Annotated in this window: 23 protein-coding genes and 1 pseudogene; 3 read left to right on the top strand and 21 right to left on the bottom strand. The window is 62.3% G+C overall.

Annotated features, from left to right (window positions below):
* Positions 1–108 precede the first annotated feature (108 nt).
* The 3 genes from ACODS1_RS06070 to ACODS1_RS06060 all read left to right on the top strand — a co-directional run bounded on the left by ACODS1_RS06070 (position 109) and on the right by ACODS1_RS06060 (position 3,865).
* Positions 109–993, top strand: a complete 885-nt coding sequence (locus ACODS1_RS06070; protein ID WP_489084945.1) for a DMT family transporter — start codon at positions 109–111, stop codon at positions 991–993.
* 193 nt (positions 994–1,186) lie between these two features.
* Positions 1,187–3,094 carry a 3-dehydroshikimate dehydratase QuiC gene (quiC, locus tag ACODS1_RS06065; RefSeq protein WP_489084944.1) on the top strand — a complete coding sequence of 636 codons (1,908 nt, stop codon included), beginning with the start codon at positions 1,187–1,189 and terminating at the stop codon, positions 3,092–3,094.
* A 99-nt stretch (positions 3,095–3,193) separates the two neighbouring features.
* A complete protein-coding gene (locus ACODS1_RS06060; RefSeq protein WP_489084943.1) occupies positions 3,194–3,865 on the top strand; it encodes a TetR/AcrR family transcriptional regulator in 672 nt (223 codons plus the stop codon).
* An 862-nt stretch (positions 3,866–4,727) separates the two neighbouring features.
* Here ACODS1_RS06060 and ACODS1_RS06055 read toward each other — a convergent pair.
* From ACODS1_RS06055 to ACODS1_RS05955, 21 genes and pseudogenes are all read right to left on the bottom strand, one after another.
* Positions 4,728–5,579 (bottom strand): shikimate dehydrogenase, encoded by an 852-nt coding sequence (locus ACODS1_RS06055; protein WP_489084942.1) that lies wholly within the window; start codon positions 5,577–5,579, stop codon positions 4,728–4,730.
* A 5-nt stretch (positions 5,580–5,584) separates the two neighbouring features.
* Positions 5,585–6,025: a type II 3-dehydroquinate dehydratase gene (gene aroQ / locus ACODS1_RS06050; protein ID WP_322980266.1), complete on the bottom strand. Its 441-nt coding sequence runs from the start codon at positions 6,023–6,025 to the stop codon at positions 5,585–5,587.
* A 216-nt stretch (positions 6,026–6,241) separates the two neighbouring features.
* On the bottom strand, positions 6,242–7,264 hold the full coding sequence (locus ACODS1_RS06045; RefSeq protein WP_489084941.1) for a diguanylate cyclase: 1,023 nt from the start codon (positions 7,262–7,264) through the stop codon (positions 6,242–6,244).
* The gene (locus ACODS1_RS06040) at positions 7,264–8,298 is read right to left on the bottom strand and encodes a chemotaxis response regulator protein-glutamate methylesterase (protein ID WP_489084940.1); all 1,035 of its coding nucleotides are present in this window, start codon (positions 8,296–8,298) and stop codon (positions 7,264–7,266) included. Before ACODS1_RS06040 ends, ACODS1_RS06045 begins: the two co-directional genes overlap by 1 nt.
* Positions 8,295–10,532: a hybrid sensor histidine kinase/response regulator gene (locus ACODS1_RS06035; RefSeq protein ID WP_489084939.1), complete on the bottom strand. Its 2,238-nt coding sequence runs from the start codon at positions 10,530–10,532 to the stop codon at positions 8,295–8,297. Before ACODS1_RS06035 ends, ACODS1_RS06040 begins: the two co-directional genes overlap by 4 nt.
* Complete coding sequence (locus tag ACODS1_RS06030; RefSeq protein ID WP_322980262.1) at positions 10,529–11,203, bottom strand: chemotaxis protein CheW; 675 nt, start codon at positions 11,201–11,203, stop codon at positions 10,529–10,531. The genes ACODS1_RS06035 and ACODS1_RS06030 overlap by 4 nt, the downstream gene beginning before the upstream one ends.
* Positions 11,196–12,437 carry a CheR family methyltransferase gene (locus ACODS1_RS06025; RefSeq protein ID WP_489084938.1) on the bottom strand — a complete coding sequence of 414 codons (1,242 nt, stop codon included), beginning with the start codon at positions 12,435–12,437 and terminating at the stop codon, positions 11,196–11,198. The genes ACODS1_RS06030 and ACODS1_RS06025 overlap by 8 nt, the downstream gene beginning before the upstream one ends.
* Positions 12,438–12,441: 4 nt before the next feature.
* Positions 12,442–12,936, bottom strand: coding sequence for a chemotaxis protein CheW (locus ACODS1_RS06020; protein WP_489084937.1), 495 nt, complete (start codon positions 12,934–12,936; stop codon positions 12,442–12,444).
* Between the two features lie 2 nt (positions 12,937–12,938).
* Complete coding sequence (locus tag ACODS1_RS06015) at positions 12,939–14,570, bottom strand: methyl-accepting chemotaxis protein (RefSeq protein WP_489084936.1); 1,632 nt, start codon at positions 14,568–14,570, stop codon at positions 12,939–12,941.
* Positions 14,571–14,853: 283 nt separating this feature from the next.
* The gene (locus ACODS1_RS06010; protein ID WP_489084935.1) at positions 14,854–15,357 is read right to left on the bottom strand and encodes a glycine-rich domain-containing protein; all 504 of its coding nucleotides are present in this window, start codon (positions 15,355–15,357) and stop codon (positions 14,854–14,856) included.
* A 27-nt stretch (positions 15,358–15,384) separates the two neighbouring features.
* Positions 15,385–15,666 (bottom strand): ParE family toxin-like protein, encoded by a 282-nt coding sequence (locus ACODS1_RS06005; protein ID WP_489084934.1) that lies wholly within the window; start codon positions 15,664–15,666, stop codon positions 15,385–15,387.
* Positions 15,667–15,727: 61 nt separating this feature from the next.
* Complete coding sequence (locus tag ACODS1_RS06000; RefSeq protein WP_489084933.1) at positions 15,728–16,450, bottom strand: hypothetical protein; 723 nt, start codon at positions 16,448–16,450, stop codon at positions 15,728–15,730.
* Positions 16,413–16,748 (bottom strand): hypothetical protein, encoded by a 336-nt coding sequence (locus ACODS1_RS05995; protein ID WP_489084932.1) that lies wholly within the window; start codon positions 16,746–16,748, stop codon positions 16,413–16,415. The genes ACODS1_RS06000 and ACODS1_RS05995 overlap by 38 nt, the downstream gene beginning before the upstream one ends.
* A complete protein-coding gene (locus ACODS1_RS05990; protein WP_489084931.1) occupies positions 16,745–17,323 on the bottom strand; it encodes a hypothetical protein in 579 nt (192 codons plus the stop codon). The genes ACODS1_RS05995 and ACODS1_RS05990 overlap by 4 nt, the downstream gene beginning before the upstream one ends.
* A 46-nt stretch (positions 17,324–17,369) precedes the next feature.
* Positions 17,370–18,449, bottom strand: a complete 1,080-nt coding sequence (locus tag ACODS1_RS05985; RefSeq protein ID WP_489084930.1) for an endonuclease NucS domain-containing protein — start codon at positions 18,447–18,449, stop codon at positions 17,370–17,372.
* Between the two features lie 17 nt (positions 18,450–18,466).
* Entirely contained in the window at positions 18,467–20,185 is a 1,719-nt protein-coding gene (locus tag ACODS1_RS05980; protein ID WP_489084929.1) for a restriction endonuclease subunit S, read from the bottom strand.
* Positions 20,182–21,154: pseudogene (locus tag ACODS1_RS05975) on the bottom strand (virulence RhuM family protein/type II toxin-antitoxin system death-on-curing family toxin). The gene ACODS1_RS05980 and the pseudogene ACODS1_RS05975 overlap by 4 nt, the downstream one beginning before the upstream one ends.
* Before the next feature lie 20 nt (positions 21,155–21,174).
* Positions 21,175–22,641, bottom strand: a complete 1,467-nt coding sequence (locus ACODS1_RS05970; RefSeq protein ID WP_489084928.1) for a type I restriction-modification system subunit M — start codon at positions 22,639–22,641, stop codon at positions 21,175–21,177.
* Positions 22,642–22,741: 100 nt separating this feature from the next.
* On the bottom strand, positions 22,742–25,111 hold the full coding sequence (hsdR, locus tag ACODS1_RS05965; RefSeq protein WP_489084927.1) for an EcoAI/FtnUII family type I restriction enzme subunit R: 2,370 nt from the start codon (positions 25,109–25,111) through the stop codon (positions 22,742–22,744).
* Between the two features lie 171 nt (positions 25,112–25,282).
* On the bottom strand, positions 25,283–25,810 hold the full coding sequence (gene ppa / locus ACODS1_RS05960) for an inorganic diphosphatase (protein WP_322980250.1): 528 nt from the start codon (positions 25,808–25,810) through the stop codon (positions 25,283–25,285).
* Positions 25,811–25,888: 78 nt separating this feature from the next.
* The gene (locus ACODS1_RS05955) at positions 25,889–26,716 is read right to left on the bottom strand and encodes a M90 family metallopeptidase (protein WP_489084926.1); all 828 of its coding nucleotides are present in this window, start codon (positions 26,714–26,716) and stop codon (positions 25,889–25,891) included.
* Between the last annotated feature and the right edge of the window lie 52 nt (positions 26,717–26,768).

The following is a 26,768-nucleotide window of genomic DNA, read 5'->3' as shown; positions in this document are numbered from 1 at the left end:
TTCGCCCTGGCCTTCGGACGATTGGCCGAGGCGCCTGAGCAGGCTATGGGTGTATAGTTAGTTGTCTTGCTATCAATCTCGCGCCCTGTGCGCTGTCTCAGGTAATTCATGAGCCTTACCCCGCTATCTGGCCCCAACCAGCCATTCAAGGGCATTGGCCTGATGGTGCTGGCGACCTTTCTATTCGCCAGCCACGACACCATGTCCAAGTACCTGTCGGGTTTCTATCCGATCATCCTCATCGTCTGGGCGCGCTATCTGGTGCATACCCTGTTGATGGCCGGGATCTTCCTGCCGCAATCGGGGTTGCGTGTACTGCGTACCAAGCGTCCGGGGCTGCAGGTGCTGCGGGCGCTGTGTCTGCTGGGCGTCAGCCTGCTGTTCACCTCCGGTTTGATGTTCATCCCGCTGGCCGAGGCGACGTCGGTGATCTTCCTCGCGCCTTTGCTGGTGACGGCGCTTTCGGTGCCGCTGCTCGGCGAGCGCGTCAGTCGGGGGCAGTGGGTCGCGGTGATCATTGGTTTCATTGGTGTGCTGATCATCGTTCATCCGGGCGGCAACCTGTTCACGCCGGCGGTGCTACTGCCGCTCAGTGCGGCGCTCTGCTTCAGCCTCTACCAGATACTGACGCGGCGCTTGAGCGGCGTGGACAGCGCCGCTACCAGCAATTTCTGCGCTGGCCTGGTCAACACTCTGGTGATGAGTCTTCTGGTGCCATTCGTATGGGAAGTGCCCAGCCTCACCCACGGCCTGATGATGCTGGCGTTGGGAGGCTGTGGTATGGGGGCTCATCTGCTGCTGACTCACGCCTTCCGCCATGCGGCGCCGGCACTGCTGGCTCCGTTCGGCTACGTGCAGATCATCTTCGCCGGGCTGCTGGGCTGGCTGGTGTTCCAGCACACGCCCGATTCCACCGCGCTGATCGGCATTCTGATCATCTGCCTGAGCGGTTTGGCTGCTGCATGGCAGAGTCGCAAGGCGGTGCAAAAATAAGCAGTGTGCGATTATCGAACTGAAAACTAACCGGTTCGTCCATTTTGCATTGCCGAGTATCGACGTGCTGCCAATAATCCGGGTAACGAACAATTCATGAGCGCCGACCAACCGGCTGCGTGAGGGGCTGCGAAACAGCCGGATAACCATCACCAGCCTGCCACGGCGCGTTCCAACCCGGAGCCGTCCGTCTATGCAGCGTTCAATTGCCACCGTTTCCCTCAGCGGTACCCTGCCCGAGAAGCTCGAAGCCATCGCCGCCGCCGGCTTCGATGGCGTGGAGATCTTCGAGAACGACCTGCTCTATTACGACGGCAGCCCCAGCGAAATTCGCAAGCGCTGCGCCGATCTGGGCCTGGCCATCACCCTGTTCCAGCCGTTCCGTGACTTCGAGGGCTGCCGCCGTGACCGCCTGCAGCGCAACCTCGACCGCGCCGAGCGCAAGTTCGACCTGATGCAGGAGCTCGGCACCGACCTGGTGCTGGTGTGCAGCAACGTCGCCGCCGACTCCCTGGGCGATGATGAGATCCTCATCGATGACCTGCGCCTGCTCGGCGAGCGTGCCGGCGCACGGGGCCTGCGTATCGGTTATGAAGCGCTGGCCTGGGGCCGACACGTCAATACCTACCAGCAGGTGTGGAACCTGGTACGCCAGGCGGATCACCCGGCGGTGGGCATGATCCTCGACAGCTTCCACACCCTCTCGCTGAAGGGCGATCCGAGCGCCATCGCCGAGATTCCCGGCGACAAGATCTTCTTCGTGCAGATGGCCGATGCGCCGATCCTGGCCATGGACGTGCTGGAGTGGAGCCGCCACTTCCGCTGCTTCCCGGGGCAGGGCGAGTTCGACCTGGCCGGTTTCCTCGCGCCAATCCTGCGCACGGGGTATCGCGGCCCGCTGTCGCTGGAAATCTTCAACGACGGCTTCCGCGCCGCGCCGACCCGGCAGAATGCCGCCGATGGTCTGCGCTCGCTGCTGTATCTCGAAGAGAAGACCCACAAGCGCCTGGAGAAGGAAGGCCACGCCATCGAGCCAGGCGTACTGTTCACGCCACCGCCTGCCAGCCGCTACGAAGGGGTGGAGTTTCTCGAATTCGCCGTCGACGAGGCGGTCGGTGCCCGTTTGGGCAACTGGTTGGAGCGCCTTGGTTTCGCCCGCGCCGGTCAGCACCGCTCCAAGGATGTCAGCCTGCTGCGTCAGGGCGACATCAATATCGTGCTCAACGCCGAGCCCTATTCCTTCGCGCACAACTTCTTCGAGGCGCACGGCCCGTCGTTGTGTGCCACCGCGCTGCGGGTCAAGAACGAGTCGGCGGCTCTGCAACGCGCCTGCGACTATCGCGGCCAGCCCTATCGTGGCCTGGTCGGCCCCAACGAGCGTGAGGTGCCGGCGGTACGCGCGCCGGATGGCAGCCTGATCTATCTGGTCGAGCAGGGCGCCGAGGGGCAAAGCCTCTACGACACCGACTTCAGCCTGGATGCAGCCGCGCAGACCAGTGGCGGCCTGCAGCGCATCGACCATATGGCCCTGGCGTTGCCGGCCGATTCGCTCGATAGCTGGGTGCTGTTCTACAAGAGCCTGCTGGATTTCGAGGCCGATGACGAAGTGGTGCTACCCGACCCGTACGGCCTGGTGAAGAGCCGTGCGATCCGCAGCCGCTGCAGTTCGGTACGCCTGCCGCTGAACATCTCGGAGAACCGCAACACCGCCATCGCTCATGCGTTGTCCAGCTACCGTGGCTCTGGCGTGCACCATATCGCCTTCTCCTGCGAGGACATCTTCGCCGAGGTGGCCAGGGCCAAGGAGGCCGGTGTGCCGCTGCTCGAGATTCCGCTGAACTACTACGACGACCTGGCCGCGCGCTTCGACTTCGACGATGAATTCCTCAGCGAGCTGGCCTATTACAACGTCCTGTACGACCGTGACGCTCAGGGCGGCGAGCTGTTCCACGTCTATACCGAACCGTTCGAGGAGCGTTTCTTCTTCGAGATCATCCAGCGCAAGAATGGTTACGTAGGCTACGGCGCGGCCAACGTCGCAGTGCGCCTGGCGGCCATGGCCAAGGCGCGCAACGGTGGCCTGAAGCGGCCCCGGCTGTGAGCGCGGGCAGGCTGTGACGTGTCGTCTCAGCGCTGCCCAGCCATCTGCCGGCCTGCCATACTTCATCCCTGTCCATACCTATAAAAAGATCACAGCCGTATGACCGAAGCCGCCATTGGCCTTGCCAGCGTGCCCACCGAGGCCGTGCGCAAGGCGCGCAAGAACAACCCGGAGAAGACCCGCGAGAACATTCTCCAGGCTGCCGTCACCGAGTTCGTCCAGCAGGGCCTCTCCGGCGCCCGTGTGGACGCCATTGCCGAACGCACCGCGACGTCGAAGCGGATGATCTACTACTACTTCGGCAGCAAGGAGCAGCTCTACGTCGAGGTACTGGTCAAGCTCTACGGCGATATCCGGGGCACCGAGAGCCGTCTTGATCTGGAGTCGCTGCCGCCGGCGCTGGCGATCCGTCGACTGGTGGAGTTCACCTTCGACCACCACGACCACAACGTCGATTTCGTGCGTATCGTCAGCATCGAGAACATCCACTACGGCGAGTACGTCAAGCAGTCGCCGGCCATCCGCCAGATGAGTAACGTGGTGCTCGATACCCTCGGCAAGACCTTGCGTCGCGGCGAGGAGGAGGGCGTGTTCCGTCCAGGCATCGATGTGCTCGACGTGCACCTGCTGATCAGCTCGTTCTGCTTCTATCGCGTGTCCAACCGGCATACCTTTGGTGAGATCTTCCAGATCGACCTGCCGGACGAGGACGTCCGTCAGCGGCACAAGACCATGATCTGTGATGCGGTGCTGCGCTATATCCAGCGCTGATTTCCAGTCCCGTGGAAGAGGTTCTTTGTTGTTTAGAGGGCTGCTTGGTTAATACTGGACTGGCAAGTTTGTGTGGATTTGCTGTCATTTTCGGTGTTCAGGCTGCTTATCGGCATTCTGCTGACAGCTCCCGTTTCGCCCCCCGGCGACCTTCTTTTGTCAAACGCCACAAAAGAAGGCAAAAAGTCTTGGCCCTGACATCCGGCCCCGGCTTCGCCGGGTTCGTTCGCTCTATCGCTGCTCCGAGGGTCGGCTTACAAGGGCCGTCCCTGGCCCTTTAAGCGGGGCCGCCATCGGTATCTCGCGGCATCCATGCCGCTCGCCCCTCTGCGCAACGATTCCACTCACCCTCCTGAAGGGGCCATTCGCGCGCCTGAAACTATTGGTTTAACTCAGTAGCCACATCGGCTGCTCTTGCTCCTGCTAGACCACTCCGAACAGCTTCTGGGTTGCCTCAGGTTCAGGCGCGTACAGAGCCCGCCCAGGAGGGCGAACGGAATCGTCGTGGAAGAGGTCGAGCAACATGGATGTCGCGAGAGCCGCGATGGGCCATGGATGGCCCACCGTCGGTGGGCCGCATCCGGTCGGGCCTCTGGAACGGCGATGGAGTGAGCGAACCCTCGCGCAGCGAGGGCCGGATGAACGGGCGGAAGGGTTTGGTGACTTTGCCCGCAAAGTCACTCGCCCGGGAGGGCGAAACCAGAAACATCAGTAAAAACGCGGCAATCCGGAACAGACACAAGAACAACCAACACCGTATTGCCAGTCCGGTATCAAGACTCTTTCCCTGTGACTCCGCAGAGAACCCAAAAATAAGCCCCTGGCCGCAGCATTGCGGCCAGAGGCTTGTCGGTTTACAGCTTCAGAAACTGGCGAAGTGCGCCTGCATGCGCTCGGCATCGGCGGCACGGCCACTGAACAGCTCGAACGCCTTGACTGCCTGGAACACCGCCATGGTGCCGCCATCCAGCGTGCGGCAGCCGAGTGCGCGGGCGTGACGGAGCAGTTCGGTTTCCAGCGGGAAGTAGATGATCTCGGCAACCCACAACCCGGCATGCAGCAGCTCCACCGGCAGCGGTGTGCCGGGCAGCTTGGCCATGCCCACGGGCGTAGTGTTGACCAGGCCGTCAGCGGCTGCGACTTCACAGGCCAGATCCTCGCCGGCAACGGCGCGACCGGCGCCGAAGTGGGCGTTGAGGTTATCCGCCAGCGCCTGAGCGCGGCCGGGCTCCACCTCGAACAGGCACAGGCGCTCGACACCTTCTGCCAGCAGCGCGTGCGCCACTGCCGCGCCGGCACCACCGGCGCCCATTTGCACCACACGGCGGCGGCTGACGTTGGGCAGTCCGCGCCGAAAGCCCTCGGCAAAACCCAGGCAATCGGTGTTGTGCCCGACGCGCTTACCGTCCTTGAGCACCACGGTGTTGACCGCGCCGATGCCACGGGCCTCGGCAGACAGTTCGTCGAGCAACGGAATGATCGCCTGCTTGCACGGGAAGGTAATGTTCAGGCCGGTAAAGCCCATTTGCTGGGCGCTGGTAAGCAGGGCGGGCAGGGCATCGATATCGAGGTCGAGTTGATCCAGGTCGATCAGTCGATAGAGATAGCGCAAGCCCTGGGCGTCGCCTTCTCGCTCGTGCATGGCCGGCGTGCGCGAGGCCTGGATACCGCGGCCGATGAGACCGGCGAGGATGCCGGAAGAAACGCTGGACATGTGTCTTACCCCTTGAGCGACTGGCCGAAATATTCGAGCCCCAGACGGTAGCCCTGGCTGCCCAGGCCGCAGATCACCCCGACCGCGATGGCCGAGACGAACGAATGCTGGCGGAAGGGCTCACGCTTGTGCACGTTGGACAGGTGCACTTCGATCACCGGCAGTTCGCTGGCCACCAGGGCGTCGCGGATGGCTACCGAGGTATGTGTCCAGGCCGCCGGGTTGATCAGAATGCCGGCACAGCGTCCGCGTGCACCGTGGATCCAGTCGATCAGCTCACCTTCATGGTTGGTCTGGCGAAACTCGATGGTCAGGCCGTGCTCGGCAGCGGTGTCGGCGCACAGGCGGGAGATATCGGCCAGGGTCTCGTGGCCGTAGGTGGCCGGTTCGCGGGTTCCGAGCAGGTTCAGGTTGGGGCCGTTGAGCACCAGGATGCAGGGTGTCATGGGGGCGTCTCTTGTTGTTGTGACGAACGCCCGAGAAAATGTACTAACTGGTTAATTCAGTCAATCGGCAGCCCTTGCGCATGAGGCCATGGCGTGGGCCTTGACCTCTAGTGGGCGCGTTGGAAGCCAGGTAGGACGGGGCCTGCAGCCCGCCCTGGGGCAGGTGGGGGCAGCAGGAAATGTGGGCGATTACCGGTCAGCTATACGCTGCCATGATCAGGTGTCGTCGCTGACCTGAGCGACGCAGTTCCGCCCGCTGTGTTTGGCCAGGTACAGCCCTTCGTCGGCCTTGATCACCAGGCTCAGCGGTTCGCTGCCCATCGACGGCCGCAAAGTAGCCAGGCCGATGCTGACGCTGATCGAGGAGCCGGGCTTGGGCAGGTCGTGGGGGATTTCCAGCGCTTCGATGGCGCGGCGAATCTTCTCGGCCTGCAGGCGCGCCCCGCCGGCTGCAGTGCTCGGCATGATCACGGCGAACTCTTCGCCGCCGTAACGCGCGACCAGGTCGGTCGAGCGCGAGCAACTGGCGCGCAGGGTATCGCCCACGCGGCGCAGGACGTCGTCGCCATCGACGTGCCCGTTCTGGTCGTTGTAGGCCTTGAAGTAGTCCACGTCGATCATCAGCAGCGACAGTTCGCTCTGCTCACGCAGGGCTCGGCTCCATTCGAGTTCCAGGTACTCGTCGAAGTAGCGGCGGTTGGCCAGGCCGGTAAGGCCGTCGGACTTGATCAGCCGCTGCAGTACCAGGTTGGTGTCGAGCAGTTGCTGTTGGCTCTCGCGCAGGGCGCGATAGGCCTCATCGCGTTGCAGCAGGGTGAGGTAGGAGCGCGAGTGATAACGGATGCGCGCCAGCAGTTCGATTTCATCCGGCAGCTTGACCAGATAGTCGTTGGCACCGGCGCTGAAGGCAGCGCTCTTGACCTGAGGATCCTCCTTGCTTGACAGCACGATGATCGGCACTTCGCGCAAGCTGGGGGCGTTGCGGTATTGCACGAGCAGGTCGAGGCCATCGAAGCCGGGCATGATCAGATCCTGCAGGATCACCGTCGGCTTGATCTGTTGCGCCAGGCTCAGGGCTTGCTGTGGGTCGGAGCAGAAGTGGAAGTCGATGTCGCTCTCTGCGCTCAGTGCCCGTCTCACGGCCTCGCCGATCATGGCCTGATCGTCGACCAGCAGCACCATCATCTGCTGCTCGTGCTGTCGGTACTGGTTAGGGGGACTCCCTTGGGGCCGCTGCATTACCTGTCTCCGCCAATATGTGAATGAGTTCGGCCCAGTCGCTCGACCAGGCGTGCCGCGATTCGGTTCAGCGGCAATACTTCGGCTGCGGCCTCGATTGCCACGGCAGCCTTGGGCATACCATAGACTGCGCTGCTGGCTTCATCCTGCGCAATGGTATGAAAACCTCGCTCGCGCATCTGCTTCAGGCCGCGTGCGCCATCGCGGCCCATGCCCGTCAGCAGCACGCCGACGGCGTGACCCTGCCAGTGGTTGGCCACACTTTCGAAGAATACATCGATAGAGGGACGATAGATCTGGTCGAGAGGCTCGCGGCGATATTCCAGATGCCCCTGCTGGGTCAGGTAGAGGTGATTGTTGGTGCCGGCCAGCAGCACGGCGCCCGGTTTCAGCGTTTCGCCATCGCGCGCCAGGCGCACGGGCATGTGCGACTCGCTGGCCAACCACTGCGCCATGCCGGTGGCGAACACTTCGTCGACATGCTGAACCAGGACGATGCTGGCGGCGAAGTCCGCAGGAATTTCCCGCAGCAACTCCACCAGTGAGGCCGGGCCACCCGCCGAGGCACCGATGGCTACCAGGCGGTTGCCGCGATTCCCCGTCTGGCGCAAGGGCGCGGCCTTTGCCGAGTGCGAGGTCTTGTGCCCGACCATCCAGGAGATGTTGTGAATCTTGCGCCGCAGCGTCGCCGAGTCGGGCGTCTGCTGCGGGCCGAGCGATGGCACGGCGACCACGTCCAGTGCGCCAGCGCCCATGGCATCGAACACCTGGGTCATGTTGCGCTCGACGTCGGAGGTGACGATGAGAATGGCGCAGGGGGTCTCCTGCATGATCCGGCGGGTCGCTTCCACGCCGTCCATACCGGGCATCTGCATGTCCATCAGGAGCAGATCCGGGAGCGCTTCCTGGCAGCGTTGCACGGCTTGTTCACCGTTTTCAGCTACCCAAATCAGTTCGTACTGGGCGTCGCCGGCCAGGGCGCGGCGCATGGCTTCGACGGCCAGGGGCATATCGTTGGCGATGGCGATCTTCATTCGCGGGCCTCACCGATCAGGGTCTGCACGGCGTCCAGCAGCGCTTCGTCGTGGAAGCTGGCCTTGGCCAGGTAGTAGTCGGCGCCGGCCTCCAAGCCGCGGCGGCGATCCTCTTCACGATCCTTGTACGACACCACCATCACCGGCAACGAGCGCAGACGCGGATCCTGGCGCACCTGGCTGACCAGTTCGATGCCATCCATGCGCGGCATGTCGATGTCGGTGATCAGCAGATCGAAGCTCCCGGCGCGCAGGGCGTTCCAGCCGTCCATGCCATCCACGGCCACCTCCACTTGATAGCCACGGCTGAGCAGCAGCTTGCGTTCCAGTTCGCGCACCGTCAGCGAGTCATCGACCACCAGGACGCGTTTGCTGTGCGCCTGACGGGCCAGGCTGCTGTGGTCGACCCGCTCCAGATTGCCGCTGCCGAGCAATTTGCCGACCGAGTTGAGCAGGTCGTCGACATCAAGGATCAGCACCGGCGTGCCGTCATGCAGCAGGGCGCCGGCCGTGACATCGCGTACCTTGCCCAGGCGGGCGTCGAGCGGCATCAGCACCAGAGTGTATTCGCCGACGAAGGCTTCGACGGCCAGACCATGACAGCGTTCGCGGTCACGGATCAGCACGATCGGGATGTCCTCCTGCTCGCCCTGGGCTTCTGCACATTGCAGCAGTTGCGCGGCCGAAAGCAGGCCGACGTGCTCGTCCTCCAGCCAGAACTGCTGGCGCCCTTCGAGCTGGACGATGGCACTGCGCGGCAGGCGCAGCATGCGTTCGATCTGCGCCAGTGGGAAGGCATAAGCCTCGCCGCCAATGGTCACCACCAGGGCGCGCACCACCGACAGGGTCAGCGGCAGCTCGAGGTGGAACAGGCAACCCGCCTGCGGGCTGCGCAACAGGCGGACATTGCCGCGCATGCGGCGAATCTCGTGCTGCACCACGTCCAGGCCGACGCCGCGTCCGGACACTTCGGTGACCTGCTGGCTTAGGCTGAAACCGGGCAGGAAGAGGAAGGCCAGCAGCTCTTCCTCGGTCATCTGCATCACCTGTTCGGCTGTGGCGAACTGGCGGTTGACCACCACCTGGGCGACCCGCTCAAGGTCGATGCCGGCGCCATCGTCGCTGACTTCCATTACCAGCATGCCGGCGTGATGGCGGGCGCGCAGTTGCACCAGGCCTTCCTCGGCCTTGCTCTTGCGCCGGCGCTCGGCGGGTGGCTCGATGCCGTGGTCGACGGCATTGCGCAGCAGGTGGGTCAGCGGTGCTTCCAGGCGTTGCAGCACGTCGCGGTCGACCTGGGTGTTCTCGCCCTCGATTTCCAGGCGCACCTGTTTGCCCAGCGAGCGGCCAAGGTCGCGCAGCATGCGCGTATGCCCGCCCAGCACATCGGCGAAGGGGCGCATGCGCGAGGCCAGGGCCAGGTCATAGAGCTGCTGGGTACGCTGACCGCCATGCCAGACGAAGTCGTCGAACAGTTCCTGGTGCGCCTGCAACTGCTGTTGGCATTCGATCAGCAGGTTGCGGCTCTCATTGAACAGCGCCTGGGTGGTGGCATCCAGCTCGGTGCCGAGCAGATGTTCGCGCAGCGATTCCAGGGTGCGCCGTGCCGACTCCTGCTGGCGCTTGAGGCGATGCAGGGCATCGCTCAGCGGCTTGGTGCGCTGGAACTCCACCAGCGATTTGCCGGAAAGATCAATCAGGTGATCGAAGCGCTCGGCGGATACGCGCAGCACCCGGGCATTGCGCTCGTCCGTCTGGGGATCGCTGGCTGTCGAGCTGGCAGCAACAGAACTGAGCGTGCTGACTTCGTGCGGTTCGGCATGTGTTTGCGGCCGTGCCGTAGGTTGACCGAACAGTATCCGCAGGTGGGCGGTCAGGCTCGCAACCTGACCATCGAGCGCTGGGTCGGTCTGCGTCTGGCCGATCCGCAGGAGCATGTCGGAGCCTTGCAGCAAGGCATCGATATATTCCGGGGACAGGCGTAATTGCTGCTCCTGCGCCGCCACCAGCAGGTCTTCCATGGCATGGGCGACCTGTACGCCATGATCCAGACCGACGATGCGTGCCGCGCCCTTGAGCGAGTGCGCGGCGCGCATGCAGGCTTCCAGCTGACTGGCGTTGAGCGGGTCACGCTCGAGAATCATCAGGCCTGTGTCGAGCACCTGCTTCTGCGCTTCCGCCTCCAGGCGGAAGAGTTCCAGCAGCGATGCATCCCTCATCTGATCGGGTGTCACGCGAGGCTCCTGATCATGTGTTGCAACAGCGCTTCGTCATCCAGCACGGTGATGCTGCGATCCTGCCACTGCAGCACGCCGGCCGTGAAGCGGCTGATGGTCAGGCTGTCGTCGTGGCGCGCGCTGGCAATACGGGCCACGGGCACGCGTTGGGTGCCGCTGACTTCATCGACCGGGGTCACCAGCGGGCCGCTTTCGCTTTCCAGAATCAGCATGCGCGGCACCACGCGCCGCTGTTCGCGTGGCGTGCTCTGGCTCGGCAGGCCGAGCAGGTCTGGCAACGACAGGCAGGCGACCAGGGTGCCACGGACATTGGTGACGCCGAGCAGGCCCTGATTGCTGCGATGCGGCAGGACGTGAATCGGCGACACCGGCATCACCTCGGCCAGGCGCCGGGTGGCAATGGCCAGCCATTGCTCGCCGAGGCGGAAGATCAGCAAGGAACGCTGCTCACCGACCGGCGCAGAGAGTGCCTCGGCCTCTTCCTCAGCAGGCAACTCGTTCTGCAGGCTGCTGTAACGGTCGAGCAGGGCGATGGCGGCAGCGCCATAGACTTCGCAGTTGCGGCAGTGGATATGGCGCTGCAGATGGGGGCAGCTCTTGTCACCGAACACGCCGATGCGGTTCCAGCAATCGTCCACCTGTGTTTGCTCGACCGGGATCTCAGTCACGCTTGCCTACCTCCGTGTTCTGGGCGCGGCGATACAGGCGCTGTGCACCACTGGCATCGCCCTGGGCCTCCAGGTGCGTGGCCAGATGGGTAAGCGCCTCACGATGCTGCGGGTCGAGATAGATGGCCTTGCGGTAGTAGGCGCAGGCTTGCTCACCCTGGCCCTGCACATCGCTGAGCAGGCCCAGCCAGTAGTAGCCCTCGGCGCTCGGCCCGTGTGTCTGCAAGTGTTTCTCGCAGTGCTGCCGGGCTTGCTCGCTGCGCCCAGCGTTGGCCAGGCTGGCGACCTCTTGCCAGATGTCGTTCGGCGCCGCTGCCGGCGCGGTGGGTGTAGGCGCTGCTGGGCGTGGTCGTGGGCGCGCCACCACGACGGGCCGTGCCACCGGTGGCAGTGTTTGGCGCAGCCGGGGCGTGCTGGGTTGAGTCACTAGGGGCGCAGGCCTTGGTGGTGCCAGGCGAAAGGCGAAGGTCTGCTGCCGGCCGATGGCCTGCAGGCCGCTCTGGCTGGCCAGGCTGGCTTCGGCCGGGCCGATGAACAGGGTGCCGTCCTCCTGCAACTGGCGTTTGAGCAGTTCCAGTACGCGCACCTGGGTCGGGCGGTCGAAGTAGATCAGCAGGTTGCGGCAGAAGATGAAGTCGTACGGTGCTTGCCCTGCGAACAACGCGGGGTCGAGCAGGTTGCCGGTGCGCAGGTTGACGCAATCGCGCACGCGCGCATCGAGCAGAAAGCCATCGGCCTGCTCGTGGAAATGGCTTTGGCGAAACGCCAACTGCTCGCCGCGGAACGAGTTGCGCCCATACAGACCATGGCGCGCGCGCTCCAGTACCTTGTCGCTGACATCCAGTGCATCGATGTGGAACTGGTTGGGCAGCAGGCCGGCATCGAGCAGGGTCATGGCGATCGAATAGGGCTCTTCGCCGCTGGAGCAGGGCAGGCTGATCAGCCGTAGTGGGCGACTGCCGGCCAACTGCACCAGGTGCTCCAGGGCCAGGCTGGCCAGCGCGTTGAAGGATTCCGGGTAACGGAAGAACCAGGTTTCCGGCACCACCACTGCTTCGACCAGAGCCTGCTGCTCGCGCGAAGAGCCGCCGAGGGTCGTCCAATACTGTTCCAGCGTGTTCTGGCCGAGCGCGGCCATGCGCTGGCGCACGGCGCGTTCGATCACGTTGCGGCCGATCGATTCGGCATCCAGCCCGATGCGGCTTTTGAGCAGGCGCTCGATGTGTTCGATCATGCCGTCAGCCCCTGTCCGCCGCCTGGAACAGCAGGGCGCGCATGCTGGCGTCGAGCAGGCCGGCCACTTCGATACGCTGGATCAGGCCCGCGCCCTTGCCCTGCACGGGGCCGAGATAATCGGGCTGGCCTGCTTCCAGGCCGCTGCTCTGGAAGGCCTCTTGCGGCAGACGCAGGGTGTTGCTCGCCTGTTCGAGAATCAGCCCCAGCACGGCGCCAGTTGCGGCCTGCGCTGTAGCGAAATGCACCAGCACCAGGCGCGTGCTGTTGCGTGCCAGGGCCGGGCGACCGAGCACGCGGCGGCTGAGGTCGAGCACCGGGATCATCTTGCCGCGATGCGCGAGCAAGCCGGCCACCCATTCCGGCGCCTCGGGAATCTGCTTTAGGCGGCGTAGCGGCAGCACCTCGACCACCTCACGGGCGGCCAGTGCGTAGCGATCCTCGCCGAGCTGGAACTGCAGATGCAGTTCGCCGGCCGACGCCTTGCTGGAGGCTGACATGTTCAGACCTTGAAGCGGCTGACGCCAACGCGCAGGTTGTTGGCCACCTGATTCAGCTCGTCGATGGCGCTACCCGCCTGGCGCAGCGAGTCGACCGTCTGGCTGCTCGCCTCGCTCAACTGCACCAGCGCCTGGTTGATCTGCTCGGCACCGGTGGACTGCGCCTGCATGCCCTCGTTGACCATCAGGATGCGTGGTGCCAGGGCTTGCACCTGCTGGATGATCTGGTTGAGCTGATCGCCCATCTGGGTCATCTCGCCGATGCCACGGCGCACCTCTTCGGAAAACTTGTCCATGCCCATCACGCCAGCCGACACGGCCGACTGGATCTCGCGCACCATCTGTTCGATGTCGTAAGTGGCCACGGCGGTCTGGTCAGCCAGGCGACGCACCTCCACGGCGACCACGGCGAAGCCCTTGCCATACTCACCGGCCTTCTCCGCCTCGATGGCAGCGTTGAGCGAGAGCAGATTGGTCTGGTCGGCCACCTTGACGATGGTGGTGACCACCTGCGTGATGTTGCCGGCCTTCTCGTTGAGGATCGACAGCTTGCCGTTGACCACATCGGCGGCGCCCATCACCTGGTGCATGATCTCTTCCATGCGCGCCAGACCGAGCTGGCCGGTGCCGGCGAGGATGGAGGTCTGTTCGGCGGTGTCGGACACCTCGCTCATGGTGCGCACCAGATCGCGCGAGGTGGCGGCGATCTCCCGCGAGGTGGCGCCGATCTCGGTGGTGGTGGCGGCGGTTTCCGTCGCGGTGGCCTGCTGCTGGCGCGAGGTGGCGGCAATTTCGGTGACCGAGGTGGTCATCTGCACGGCCGAGCGCTGGGCGCTGCCGACCAGCGTCTTGAGTTCGGCCACCATGCTGTTGAAACCCTGCTCGATGACGTTGAACTCGTCACGGCGGTGCAGATCGAGCTTCGCCGACAGATCGCCGCTTTCCAGATTCTTCAGGCTGCTGACGATGAGATTGACCGGGTGAAGAATCGAGCGTAACAGCAGCAGCCCACTGACCAGCGCGACCATGATGATCAGCACGATGGCAATCGGGATGCTCAGCTCCAGCCAATATAAGGTGCTATTGATTTGCTTGGCGGCGCTGGTGGATTGCTCGCGGTTGATCTGGCTCAGATGCGCCAGATTCAGCTGACCTTCATCCCACTTGGGAAACACTTTGCCGCCGCCGAGCTGGCGGGCCGCTTGGTAGTCGTCCGCCTCGAGGAGGGTCAGCAGTTGCGCATGCAGCTTCAGGTATTGCTGGTAGTTGCGTTTGAAGGTGTCCAGCAGATCCTGCTCCTGCTCGCTGGCCACTGCGCGCTGGTATTGGCCGAGCAACTCGTCGATGCCTTCCTGATAGGTCGCGCATTGGTCGCGATAATGTTGAATCAGCGTCTCGTCTTTTTCATCGAGCAGGCGTAGTTGCAGGCGGCGGGTATCGAGCATATGGCGAGCCCACAGATCCTGCAGGCTGCTGACGTAGTAGGTGCCGGGAACGGACTTGGTGACCATCTGCTCCGTTTCGCTCTTGATCCGCGAAGTCTGCAGGTAAGCCATCATCGCCATGATGAGAAAGATGACGATGATCACGGTGAAGCTGGCAATGATGCGGTTGCGTAAGGTCAGGGTTTTCATAGTTCTCGTTGCCCAGGCTGAGCCCTGCGGGAAAGTCGATTACAGCATAGCGGCAAAGGGCCGCTGGCATGACGGCCCCGGACTGTGCAGTGCTGTGCTGTGTAAAGGCAATAAGGAAAGTCGGATTTTTACTTGGCAAACTCCGGTGGTGGCAGGCGCTCAGGCATTACGTAGGCTTTGGGATAGTTCCTGTGCGGCAATGACGACCATTTTGGCGTTTCCCCTAAGTGCGCCCCCTGCAACCTGCAGAAGGCGCTACGGGTGTTAGCCGTTTATCGCGTCGTTACTGGCAGGTGCCAGGCACGCGGCAGGCGCAGGTTGTCGGCACATGGCAGGCGTGGCCTTTGCAGCGCATGGCTTGGGCCTCATTGCCGCCGCCTGGGTAGGCACCGAAGTGTTTTTCGTAGAGCGCGACGGTATGAGCGAATGCATTCGTCAGTTCCTGATAGTCCTCCTGACCGTAGATGCCGAAGTAGGGGTAGTGGTCGATGAAGCGGCCAAATACCTGATGGCAGTCCTCGCGGTAGGCGCGGGTATCGAGAATGTGTGCATGCCAGATGTCATCGACCTGCTTGCTCGGCACCAGTGCCACTGCCGGATACAGGCACTTGAGCGTCAGGAAGCGGCGGTACTCCAGCTCCGCCCCCTCCCATTGCTCGGCGCTCATTTCCGCCTCGGATGAGACCGTGTACTTGTGCTTCAGGCGTGCAAAGTCCAGCAGGCTGACCTGCAACTCCAGGCCATCGGCGGCCAGCAGCGGTTGTTTCAGTGCAATGATTGCAGTCATGGGTGTTTCTCCAGTGAATGAAAGGAATCAGGGCTTGAGAGCCCGCCTTCGTTTCAGTTCACGTTCGAAACACTGGCGGCTGACCAGACTGTGCGGCACGTAGCCGTTGGTGCTGATGCGATAAAGCAGACGCCAGGCGCAACCCAGCTTGAACCGCACCAGGCCGTGGCGACAGCGCACGCGCTTGCCACCCAGGGCAGTGAAGGGCGTGCCCTGGCGCAGCGCCTGATCGATTTCCAGGGCTTTGTGCTGATGGCAGGGGCTGACCTGGTGAGGGCAGCGGGTGAGGATTGCTTGAATGGTATGCATGACTGGCTCCGTTGTGATGACGGAGCCAGTGTTCAGGTGTGGAATCCACTACCAAGACCGTTCATCGCCACGTATCCAGCAGCTCATCGAAGGCGCGTGCTTCTTCGTAGCGGCGCAGGATCATCTGGCGATACTGCAGTAGCAGGGAGTTCTGGGTGTCCAGGGCGAGTGCTGCCGAGTGCGCCTGCTCCAGTTCGCCATTGAGGTAGTGAGCCATCATGCTGTCGCCTAGTGACAGGGCCGCAGTCTGGCAGGCGAGTGCCCGCAGCAGGTTGCCGCCATAGTCGTCCAGGCCCATCTGCGGCAGGGTGTTGTTATCGAAGGGGTTGGGCAGGCGCACCTGCTTGAGGTCAACGTCCGATTCGAGCAGGTCGAGCAAGCGCAGCAGCTCCTGATTGATCAGCCCCAGACTGGCGACCGATTGCCGCTCCAGCAGTAGGCTCCGGGCCCAGTCGGCATGCTCGCGGCGAACCTTGGGTTGCTCGAACAGGCGCAGAACCGTTTTCGGTTCACCGAAGATACCGTGCAGCACTATGGCATTGCTCAGCCCGACCAGATCACTGCGCGGCAGCGTCCAACGTTTGCGGCCGTTCGTGACGTAGCTGATTTCTTCTTCCTGTAACTGCAACACCTTGGCTTGGCTCAGCGCCTTGACCAAGGTGTTTACCGCATTGCGCAGCACCGGATGGCGAGCCACGGGAATACCGAACAGGCGCTCCACCGCCTGGGGTAGGGTCAGCCCCTGTTCAACGGCCACAGGCAGTTGCCAGCAAGGTGTCGACATCCTGCGGTTGCTCGAAGGCATGGCTGGCAATGGTATTGGCCTGCTCACGCCAGTCGTTGGTGTTGCAGGTATTCTTGCGTTGGTACTCGTCGAGCACGCCTCGGCAATAACCGGCGCGCATCGCCTCGGAGAGCGACGTGAACTGTGCAGCGGCAAAGCGCAGTTCGTCGCGTTTGCCGTAGATGCTGACCAACTCGCGGCAGCCGTCGATCAATCGGGCGGCATCGGTATTGGCCTGGCTTGCCTGTAACGGCAGGCCGAAAAGAGTCAATGCACACAGCGGGTACAGGTAGTTCACAGCGAGACGTCCTTGTCGGGAGTAGAGGCGAGGGTGGGTTCCTGGCGCAGCGCCTGTTGTTTCGGCTGGGTGGCTACGGCATCGAGTGGGCGAGTAGGCGCGCCGAGATACAGGGCCAGCAGCACCATAGCCAGGCCAGTGATTTCGTAGGTCTTGAGAGTTATATCGCCATCGTTCATGGCATCCGCAGTGATCTGCCATTCCAAGGGCTGGCTCATGGCCCACAGCATTAACAGCATCATTACCCCCAGCAGGGTGAACTGGATGATCAACGCCGTGCCCTGTGCGCTCAGCCCTCGCGCCAGGCCGCGCCAGAAGCCATAGCCGAATTGCCGGGCGTAATGGCAATGCCGCCAGGCCAGCAGCGCTGCCAGCACCATGAAGGCCCATTCGAACTGGGAGATATCGGCCAGCCCTTCGCCATATTCGAACACGATGCAGGTTGCCGCGATCAGGGCGGTCAGGCCCGTCAGCCAGAGAGCCAAATGTTTGAGACCGCGCAGCACATAACCGACGGCGTGGTTTAGGCTGATATCGAGTTGCTCCAGCAGAAAGCTTGGTATGGGGAGCTGCATGGGGCGTCCTTGTCCGTTTGGGGGTGTTGGCTGGGTTTGGCGCGCTTCAGTGAATACCGAAGCGTTCCTTGAGTCGCTCCACCGTCCAGCGCCATTTCGGCGTGGTCGGGCGGCAGATGGTGTTCTGGTTGCCGAACAGGCCGACCTCCTTCACCGCTTCGTTCAGCGGCAGGCTGTGTAGCCACTGCACCGGCACGAAGTATTCGCAGCGTTCGGGATCGTCGACGAACTCGCGGTGGTAGTCCGCCTGCAGCATTTCCAGCGCCGGGCGTTCCTCGCCGTTGTGCAGCAGGCAGAAGTCCTTGGCCGGGGTGGCGTGGCCGGTGACCTTGGCCACGCCCACGTAACCGGCGCCGGGCACGTTGACCCACACACGGTCGCCGGGAGCGAGCATCTTCAGGCTGTTGCTGTACCAACTGCCGCCACCGCCGCAGATGAAGCCGAAGTGCCGCGCCTCGGCCCAGTCGCGCGTGCTGCTGTGGCCGTAGGAACCATAGAACTCACCATTCCACGGCTCGGCCGGCATGCCGGGCTTGCTGGCGCTGCTGGCTTGCGGCGCCTCGGTCGGGTCAAGCAGCCAGGCGCGGCTGATCAGTTGTTGTTCCCCCAGCTGGAACACCTGAAAGCACAGCACGTTGATGGCGATATCGCGCTCGCTCAGGTAACCGACGATGCGCTCGCTGCTGGCATCCAGTTCGGCGGCGACGATGACGATCTGATGGCTCTGGTTCAGCGCCTCGGCCTCCAGCGGCGCGCCGAAGCGCGCCTGAAAGTCCGTCGCCAGGTCGGCACCCGGCTTGAAGCGCTGGTAGATGGCCTCGATCTCGTTTGCCTGCAGGCGCTCCACCCACACCGCATAGTCCAGCGCCTGCGCCACCACCTCGCGCGGGGTGCGCTCGCGTTTGAGTTCGATCAGCACCAGCGAGGCATCCGGCGCCAGCGCCAGCAGGTCGATACGCCCGCCCTGGCCGGTGCTTTCCTGCCGACCGATCAGCAGCCAGTCCTCGGACAGCAGCGCCGGGGCGCTGACGATCATGTCTTCGAGAAACTGCTCACTGGCCAGCACGGCGTTTTTCAGCGGCGCGGGCTGTGCGCCGACCGTCCATATTTGCGTGCGAATGGGCATCCCTGCACTCCTGTTGGTTAGGCCACGGCCTGCTCGACCAGCGCGCTGGCCAGTTGCTCGTGCACCTGGCGGGCCTGGTTAAGGCGGGCTTTGAGTTGGTCGCAGAGCGTCATCAGTTGATCGACTTTAGCGACGATGCGGTGTTGTTCGGCGAGTGGAGGTAAAGGAAATTTGATCGCTTCAATCTTTATCGGCGAAGTATGTTTCACCTTCATGCCAGTCGAGCTTTCAGCAACGCTCGACCTGAGGAAGGCACTATTGAAGTAGAGAGAAACAAAACCAGAGCAAAGAATTTCACGATTAAAAATGAGCTTGCCTAGTCGCTGATTGTGTAAATAAATGTTTTCATCGCTTGGGATAATGGCGACGCTTCCCAGAAGCCCCGATGCCTGCTCTGTCATAGCGACAATAAGATCGCCCGGCTCAAGAATAAACTCTTGATCAACTGGCCCATCATAATACTTTGTGCGATCACCTCGGTCTTTGAAGCCGCCGCACTCAAAAAAATTTCCCGGCGTAGTCAAGATATATGGCGATCTTGAGTTGCAAAAAAAATCACTAGAAAAAGCATAGCCATGCTTTATGGAAATAAGATCACCTACGCGACACCACGCCCAAGACTTTGGAGGTACAAATAGGTTTTGCTCTTTCATACTTGCTGGCAGTGGCTTTTTCTTTTTAGCTATTACTTCATTAGCGCTCTCATTTGAAAGCTGCTTCAGCAACTCACTAGCTGGCTCATCGTTAGGATCTTGCGGCACCAGTTTGCCCATCACCGCCAGTTGCAGCAGGGTTTGCTTGAGGGCGTCGATACTGGATTCGGTGGTGAACAGGGTGTGGAAGTGCTCGGCCAGGCGTTGCCAGCTTTGCGCAAAGTCCTCGGCATCGCGGGCCTGGACCAGGCTATCCAGCAGCGCCTGCACCAGTTGGGCGTGGGCGCTGTCGGCATCGGTCTGCCGGGCTTCCAGCCGGTCGCACAGGGTCATCAGTTCATCGACTTTGGCGACGATGCGGTGTTGTTCGGTAAGTGGGGGAATTGGCAGAAGGAATTTCCCAAGATCGCCTGCGGACAGGTTAGGTTGCGCTGTGCCGTTGTCATACTTCTTGATCATTCGAGACGCGAGCGAGCTTGAGAGATATCGCATTAAGTAGTTATTTTGTGTCTTGGGGAACACTCGAATAATCACAAGAGAAGACGCAATCGCCCCTTCTTTTATCGATTTTACAAGAGCATTTTTCCCCAAAGAGCCACGTAAGCAGAACAAGATATCGCCATCGGCCACCTTGCCTGATCTGAGCAGATCAAACCGCTCACGGGAGATGTAATTCATATCGGCCATGTCTACGCGGCCGTTAACTAGGTGTCCGGCGTTGATGAAAGCTATTCCCTTCTCAACTAGTTGGCTTTTGTTCGGATAGTTGCTACTTCTATCGCCGTTTTCTAGCTCAGAAATCGAATTTAAGCTTACCCACTCCCATCCTGGAGGCGCATCAAACGGTCTTTCTGTTTCACCAATTTCAGCCAGCCCCTTCTGCTTCTTGATCTTCCCCTCAGCCACCAGCCGCGCCTTTTCCTCGGCAATCCGCTTAAGCAGCTCACTGGCTGGCTCATCGTTCGGATCTTGCGGCACCAGCTTGCCGCGCACCGCCAGTTCCAGAATCAGCTCACGCAGTTTCTTGATGCCATTGGGCGCGCCGGCCAGCAGTGGCAGGTTATCGGTGAGCAAAGCGGTCATGGGCGGGGTACCGGGGCGAGCATATTCATGATCAAGGCTATCAATGTGTCTTTCTGTGCGGAGGACGGGCTAGGCGGCCAGCAGGGTCAGAGCGGCCAGGCCGGTGTCGTTGATCAGCGGGTTGCCCTGGGCGTCGAGCAGGCGGCCGTTACGGTGCAGGAAGTCGACGAACAGGTAGGCGCCGCTGCGTTTGTTGCCATCGGCGAAGGGGTGGTTCTTGACCACGAAATACAGCAGGTGCGCGGCCTTGCTTTCCAGGCTGGGGTAGGCCGGCTCGCCGAATACGCTCTGCTGCAGGTTACCGAGCAGCGCGGCGAGGCCGTCGCCGCGTTCGCGGGCGAACAGGTCACTGGCTTCGCCACGGGCCATCAGCTGGGTTTTCAGCCCCTGCAGGTGCTGGCGCGCGCTGGCCAGGTCGGGCAACTCGCCACCGGGGCTGCCGGCGGGTTCGCTGAGCAGGCCTTCGTCATAGCGCTGCAGCCAGAGAAAGGTCTGGGTGTAGCGGCTGACGATTTCCACCAGCCCACGGCCACCCTCGCTATCCAGCTCGGGCGCGCGTGCCGTCTTGCGCACCAGTTCCAGCGCCGCTTCCAGCTCGCGGGCGTTGGCCTCGAAGCGTTCACGGTTGAGGGTGTAGCCTTGGGTCAGGTGTTGCTTGAGTACCTGGCTGGCCCATTGGCGGAAGCGCGTGCCCTCGCGCGATTTGACCCGGTAGCCCAGCGAGATGATCACGTCGAGGTTGTAAAAGGCCACAGGCTTGTCGGAACCGGCAATGTGCAGGTTTTGCACATTGCTTTCACGCTCCAGCTCGCCCTCGGCGAATACATTGCGAATATGCCGGCCGATCACCGTACGGTCACGACCAAACAACTCGGCCAGTTGTTCCTGTCTCAGCCAGACACTGTCGTGCTCGACGGTGACGGCAATCTGGCCGTTGGCGCTTTCATAGATCGCTATTTCGCTGTTCATGCTCGTGCTCCCCCAGGTGTTCAGTGGCGCTCCAGCGCTTCGGCCAGCACGGCCTTGAGCTGGTCGCGCAGCTCACCGATCTCGCCTTGCAGGGCGGCGTAGTTATGCAGCAGCTCGTCCGGGTCGTGGCTGACCTGCTCGCCGACGTGCGGGTTCTTGCAGTCCAGGTTCCAGTTGCGCGCCTTGATCTCGTCCAGGCTGACCTTCCAGGCGAATTCGTTTTCTACCCGTGCGGCAAAGCCATCGGCCTCGTTGCCCCACCAGGCTTCCTCGACGGCGAACTCCTCGATGCGCATGGGCTTGGTCTTCGAGTAGCTCTTGTAACCAGCCGGGTACTGGTGCTCGTAGAACCACACCTGCTTGGTCGGCGTGCCCTTGGTGAAGAACAGCAGGTTGGTCTTGATGCCGGTGTAGGGGTTGAACACGCCATTGGGCAGGCGAACGATGGTGTGCAGGTTGCATTCGGTGAGCAGCTTTTCCTTGATGCGGCTCTTGATGCCTTCGCCAAAGAGGAAGCCATCGGGCAACACCACAGCGGCGCGGCCACCGTCTTTGAGCAGGTGCATGATCAGCACCAGAAACAGGTCGGCGGTTTCCCGGGTGCGGAAGGCAGCGGGAAAGTTGCTTTCGATGCCGTCCTCTTCCATGCCGCCGAACGGCGGGTTGGCGACGATGCAGTCGACCCGTTCGCTCGGCCTCCAACTGATCAAGGAGCGGTTCAGGGTGTTGTCGTGCTTGATCTGGCTGGGCACTTCGATGCCGTGCAGGATCATGTTGGTGGTGGCCAGCAGGTGCGGCAGCGGCTTTTTCTCCACGCCGAAGATACTGGCTTGCAGCACGCGTTCGTCGTCGGCGGTTTTCACGTAGCGGCTGCGCTTGTGGTCAATGGTGCAAGTGAGGAAGCCGCCCGTGCCGCAGGCGGGATCCATCACCTTCTCGTGCAGCTTGGGGTCGACCATGCGCACCATGAATTCGGTGACCGGGCGTGGGGTGTAGAACTCGCCGGCATTGCCGGCCCCTTGCAGATCTCGCAGCAGTTGCTCGTACATCTCGCCGAAGGCGTGGCGCTCCCGCGCCTTGTTGTAGTCCACGCCTTCCTGGATCTTGTTGATCACCTGGCGGATAAGCTGGCCGGACTTCATATAGTTGTAGGCGTCCTCGAACACGCCGCGCACCACGTAGGCGGCTGGAGTGGTGCTGTATTCGTGGAGGTTCTGCAGTTGCGGGAACAGGTTGTTGTCGATGAAGTGCTTGAGCTCCTCGCCGGTGATGCCTTCCGGGTTGGCCGCCCAGGTACGCCAACGGCAACTGTCGGGCAGTGGCGAGCGGTAATCGCTATCCAGCTCTTCCCATTCCAGTTCGCGGTCATCGAAGATCTTGAGAAACAGCATCCACACGAGCTGGCCGATACGCTGCGCATCGCCGTCGACGCCGACGTCCTTGCGCATGATGTCCTGGATGGATTTGATGGTTGAGCTGATGGACATGGTGACTTCCGGGCAGGTACGGCAAAGCGGGGAATTGTAATGGGGTTGGTGGGTAAGGTGGGCAAGGCTGCACCGTTGGCCACCTTACTGGCGGCGCTGGCTAGCTGGCGTAAAGCTCGGTTTCCAGCTCATGCAGCGCCTTGTCGTAGCCGGCCCGGTCGCCAAACGCCCTGACCAGCTCCATCGGCGCGCCTATTTGCCGGAACGGGTCGAGCTGGAGAATGCGGATGTCTTCGATATGCTCGATGCCGGTGTCGGCGTATTTGTCGAGTAAGGCTTCCAGCACCTGGCGGGCGGCGCCGGAGTATTTGCCGAAGTAGTTGCGCTTCTTCACTTGCTCGGCGCGTTCCTTGCGGGTCAGCGGCGGTTGGTCGAAGGCGATGTGGCAGATCAGGTCGAAGGGGTCGAGCGCCTGACCGCGCTTGGCCTCGACTTCTTCGGCCAACGCCTCCCACATCACGCCCTGGGCGGCGAGTTCGTCGATGATGGCTTTCTTCTGCTCGGCACTGCTCCACAGGCGCAGGAAGTCATCGAGCGAGGCGAACTGCTTCTGCACGCAGGTGCGGGTGTAGTCGCGCAGCGATTCGGTGATCAGCTTGCCGTCCGGCCCGTAATACTGCACGCGCTCGGCGATGACGTAGATCGGTACGCTGTCGATCACGTACTTGATGCGCTTCTTGCCGCTCTCGTCGCCGTCGTCGGTTTCGTCTCCTTCGGGCAGCCAATCGCCACCGTCGACGATGCCGTCTTCATCGTCCAGTGGGCTGTCCGGCGGCACGGGCGTTGCGTCACCTTCGGGGCTGTAGATCACCACCGGCTCGCCGTCGAAGGCAGGGTCGGCGAACAGTTCGGTGGCTTTCTTGAAGTCCATGATGGTGAACCAGTACTTGCCGTAATCCTCGTTGATGCGCGTGCCGCGACCGATGATCTGCTTGAACTCGGTCATGGACTTGATGTGCTGGTCGAGCACGATCAGCTTGCAGGTCTGGGCATCCACGCCGGTGGTCAGCAGCTTGCTGGTGGTGGCGATCACCGGGTAGCGCTGCTCGGGGTTGATGAAGTTGTCCAGCTCGGCCTTGCCTTCCTGGTCATCGCCGGTGATGCGCATGACGTATTTGCGGTTTTCGGCGATGCGCTCGGGGTTGAGGTTGAACAGCGCTGAGCGCATGCGCTCGGCGTGATCGATGTCGTCGCAGAAGATGATGGTCTTCTGGTACGGGTCGGTGGCCTGGAGGAACTCGGTGACCTTGGCCGCCACTGTCCAGGTGCGTGCTTCTATGACCAGGTGGCGATCCATGTCCTTGAGGTCATAGATGCGGTCTTCGATCAGTTCACCGTTCTTGTCGCGCATGCCCTTGGGCGGGCGCCAGCCTTGCAGATCCTTGTCGAAGTCGATGCGCACCACCTTGTAGGGCGCGAGGAAGCCGTCTTCGATGCCTTGCTTGAGGCTGTAGCTGTACACCGGCTCGCCGAAGTAGGTGCTGCTGGAAACCTCCTTGGTTTCCTTAGGCGTGGCGGTAAGGCCGATGTGGGTGGCGCTGGAGAAGTAGTCGAGAATCTCGCGCCAGGCGGAGTCGGCAGCGGCGCTGCCGCGATGGCATTCGTCGATGATGATGAGGTCGAAGAACTCGGGTGAGAACTGCTTGTAGATGTTCTTGCCTTCTTCGGCGCCGGTGACGGCCTGGTACAGCGACAGGTAGATCTCGTAGGACTTGTCGATCTGCCGCTTGGCGATCTTGGTCATCGCCGGGCCAAAGGGCTTGAAGTCCTTGCTCTTGGTCTGGTCGACCAGAATGTTGCGGTCGGCGAGAAAGAGGATGCGTTTCTTCTGCCCGGACTTCCACAGGCGCCAGATGATCTGGAAGGCGGTGTAGGTCTTGCCGGTGCCGGTGGCCATCACCAGCAATATGCGATCCTGCCCGCGTGCGACGGCCTCGACCGTGCGGTTGATGGCGTTCATCTGATAGTAGTACGGCGCGCGCCCAGAGCCGTCGTCATAGTACGGTGCCTGCGCCTTCTGCTGGGCCGGGGCATCCAGGCCCTTCCACTGGCAATAGCGTTGCCAGAGTTCGTCCGGGCTGGGGAATTGGTCGAGGCTCAGCGCGGTTTCCACCTGGCTGCCGGTGCCGCTGCGGTCATGGAAGAGAAAGCCATCACCATTGCTGGAGAACACGAAGGGCACGTCGAGCGATTCGGCATAACCGAGCGCCTGCTGCATGCCCGAGCCGAGGGAGTGCTTGTTGTCCTTTGCCTCGATCACGGCGATGGGCAGGTTGGGCTGGTGATAGAGGATGTAATCGGCGCGGCGTGCCTCACCACGGCTGTGCAGCTTGCCGCGCACGATGATGCGGCCCTTGGTGAAGCTGACTTCCTCGCGCACCTGCTTGTGCAGATCCCAGCCCGCAGCGGTGATGGCGGGGGTGATGTATTTGCTGCAGATGTCGCGCTCGGAAAGCGATTTTTTATCCATGACCAGCTACGTCCTTATGGCGTGCTGTGGACTTTACCAGAGCCGAATGCAGGCATGGCGCCAGTATCACTCTGCGAGGCGGTCTCATGGTTGAAACTGAGGTAGGTTTTTGCCCGGAGGCAGGCAATAAAAAAGCCGGCTTGTGGCCGGCTTTTAGGAGGTGGTCAGGGCTTATTTTTGGTAAGCCGCGACTGCCTTGATGATCAGGCCGCGGGCTTCTTCAGCGCCGCCCCAGCCTTCTACCTTGACCCACTTGCCCTTCTCGAGATCCTTGTAGTTCTCGAAGAAGTGCTTGATCTGCTCGATCAACAGCGCGGGCAGGTCGGTGTATTCCTGGACGTCTTTGTACAGAACGCTCAGTTTGTCGTGCGGAACGGCAACCAGCTTGGCGTCGCCGCCGGCTTCGTCGCTCATGTGCAGTACGCCAACCGGACGTGCGCGGATCACCGAACCCGGAGCAACCGGGTAAGGGGTCACGACCAGCACGTCGAGGGGGTCGCCGTCGTCAGCCAGGGTGTGCGGGATGAAACCGTAGTTGGCCGGGTAGAACATCGGCGTGGCCATGAAACGATCGACCATCAGGCAGTCGGTGTCATGGTCGATTTCGTATTTGATCGGCGCGTGGTTGGCCGGGATTTCGATGGCAACGTAGATGTCGTTCGGCAGGTCTTTACCAGCCGGGATCTTGCTGTAGCTCATGGGGGAAACTCCCAGGGAGGGCCAAAAAAGTGGGGCGCATTATAGGCGTATTCGCGGTGCGTTACTACGGCGGCCTACTCAGCCATTGGTCGCGTTTTCGACCGCTTTGTAGTCAGGGTGTTCCGCCTGCAAACGCTGTAATCGGGCGAGGCTGTCCTGGCGGTAGAACAAGGCCAGTTGCCGGTAGACCTCGGGGAAGGCGTCTGCCAGCAGATCCGGGGCGGTGAAGAAGTACTCGCTGGTCACGGCGAAGAATTCTGCCGGGTCTTCGGCAGCGTAGGGATCGATGGCCGTTTCGGCGTCGGGGTTGGCATCCAGTTCGGCGTTGAGTGCGTCATAGGCGCTCTGCATGGCCGTTGCCCAGTCCTGCACGCGCATGTCGCTGTGCAGCGGCGGCAGGCCGTTGGCACCGCCTTCGAGCATATCCAGCTTGTGCGCCAGCTCGTGGATCACCAGGTTGTAGCCCTCCCAGCCGCCACTGCTTTCGACGCCGGGCCAGGCGAGGATCACCGGGCCTTGCTGCCAGGCCTCGCCACTGCGCTCGTCGTCCCATTCATGCTCGATGCCGGTGGCGTCGCGGTGGCGCTGCGGGCTGAGGAAGTCGCCAGGGTAGAGGACGATCTCGTGAAAACCCTGATACCAGTCCAGATCACCCAGGTGCAGCAGTGGCAGCTGGGCCTGAGCCGCCAGCAACAGGCGCTCGAACGGGCCGAGTTCGACACCGGGCAGGGCGGTCAGGTGCTTGTCGTGGAGGAACAGCACGGCGCGTTCACGCAGGTGCTGCAGTTCCAGATCATCCAGGCCGTCGAGAATTGGCAGGCGCTTGCGCACCTCGGCCCACAGTTGCGGGGCGACCGGGTTGCGTTCGAGGATGCGGCGACGACGCCAGGCCTTGAGTGACCACATGGGGAAAGATTCGCGGCTGAAAACCCGGCCACCTTAAGGGCGCTGGATGCTT

It is taken from the genome of Pseudomonas sp. FG29, assembly GCF_057809355.1.
The sequence above is the reverse complement of the archived record's forward strand: the minus strand, read 5'-3'. Positions and strand labels throughout refer to the sequence as shown.

Coding starts and splice junctions, on each gene's coding strand:
- ACODS1_RS06070 (WP_489084945.1), top strand. CDS start 109: ATGAGCCTTACCCCGCTATCTGGCCCCAACCAGCCATTCAAGGGCATT.
- quiC (WP_489084944.1), top strand. CDS start 1,187: ATGCAGCGTTCAATTGCCACCGTTTCCCTCAGCGGTACCCTGCCCGAG.
- ACODS1_RS06060 (WP_489084943.1), top strand. CDS start 3,194: ATGACCGAAGCCGCCATTGGCCTTGCCAGCGTGCCCACCGAGGCCGTG.
- ACODS1_RS06055 (WP_489084942.1), bottom strand. CDS start 5,579: ATGTCCAGCGTTTCTTCCGGCATCCTCGCCGGTCTCATCGGCCGCGGT.
- aroQ (WP_322980266.1), bottom strand. CDS start 6,025: ATGACACCCTGCATCCTGGTGCTCAACGGCCCCAACCTGAACCTGCTC.
- ACODS1_RS06045 (WP_489084941.1), bottom strand. CDS start 7,264: ATGCAGCGGCCCCAAGGGAGTCCCCCTAACCAGTACCGACAGCACGAG.
- ACODS1_RS06040 (WP_489084940.1), bottom strand. CDS start 8,298: ATGAAGATCGCCATCGCCAACGATATGCCCCTGGCCGTCGAAGCCATG.
- ACODS1_RS06025 (WP_489084938.1), bottom strand. CDS start 12,437: ATGATCGAACACATCGAGCGCCTGCTCAAAAGCCGCATCGGGCTGGAT.
- ACODS1_RS06020 (WP_489084937.1), bottom strand. CDS start 12,936: ATGTCAGCCTCCAGCAAGGCGTCGGCCGGCGAACTGCATCTGCAGTTC.
- ACODS1_RS06015 (WP_489084936.1), bottom strand. CDS start 14,570: ATGAAAACCCTGACCTTACGCAACCGCATCATTGCCAGCTTCACCGTG.
- ACODS1_RS06010 (WP_489084935.1), bottom strand. CDS start 15,357: ATGACTGCAATCATTGCACTGAAACAACCGCTGCTGGCCGCCGATGGC.
- ACODS1_RS06005 (WP_489084934.1), bottom strand. CDS start 15,666: ATGCATACCATTCAAGCAATCCTCACCCGCTGCCCTCACCAGGTCAGC.
- ACODS1_RS06000 (WP_489084933.1), bottom strand. CDS start 16,450: ATGTCGACACCTTGCTGGCAACTGCCTGTGGCCGTTGAACAGGGGCTG.
- ACODS1_RS05990 (WP_489084931.1), bottom strand. CDS start 17,323: ATGCAGCTCCCCATACCAAGCTTTCTGCTGGAGCAACTCGATATCAGC.
- ACODS1_RS05985 (WP_489084930.1), bottom strand. CDS start 18,449: ATGCCCATTCGCACGCAAATATGGACGGTCGGCGCACAGCCCGCGCCG.
- ACODS1_RS05980 (WP_489084929.1), bottom strand. CDS start 20,185: ATGACCGCTTTGCTCACCGATAACCTGCCACTGCTGGCCGGCGCGCCC.
- ACODS1_RS05970 (WP_489084928.1), bottom strand. CDS start 22,641: ATGTCCATCAGCTCAACCATCAAATCCATCCAGGACATCATGCGCAAG.
- hsdR (WP_489084927.1), bottom strand. CDS start 25,111: ATGGATAAAAAATCGCTTTCCGAGCGCGACATCTGCAGCAAATACATC.
- ppa (WP_322980250.1), bottom strand. CDS start 25,810: ATGAGCTACAGCAAGATCCCGGCTGGTAAAGACCTGCCGAACGACATC.
- ACODS1_RS05955 (WP_489084926.1), bottom strand. CDS start 26,716: ATGTGGTCACTCAAGGCCTGGCGTCGTCGCCGCATCCTCGAACGCAAC.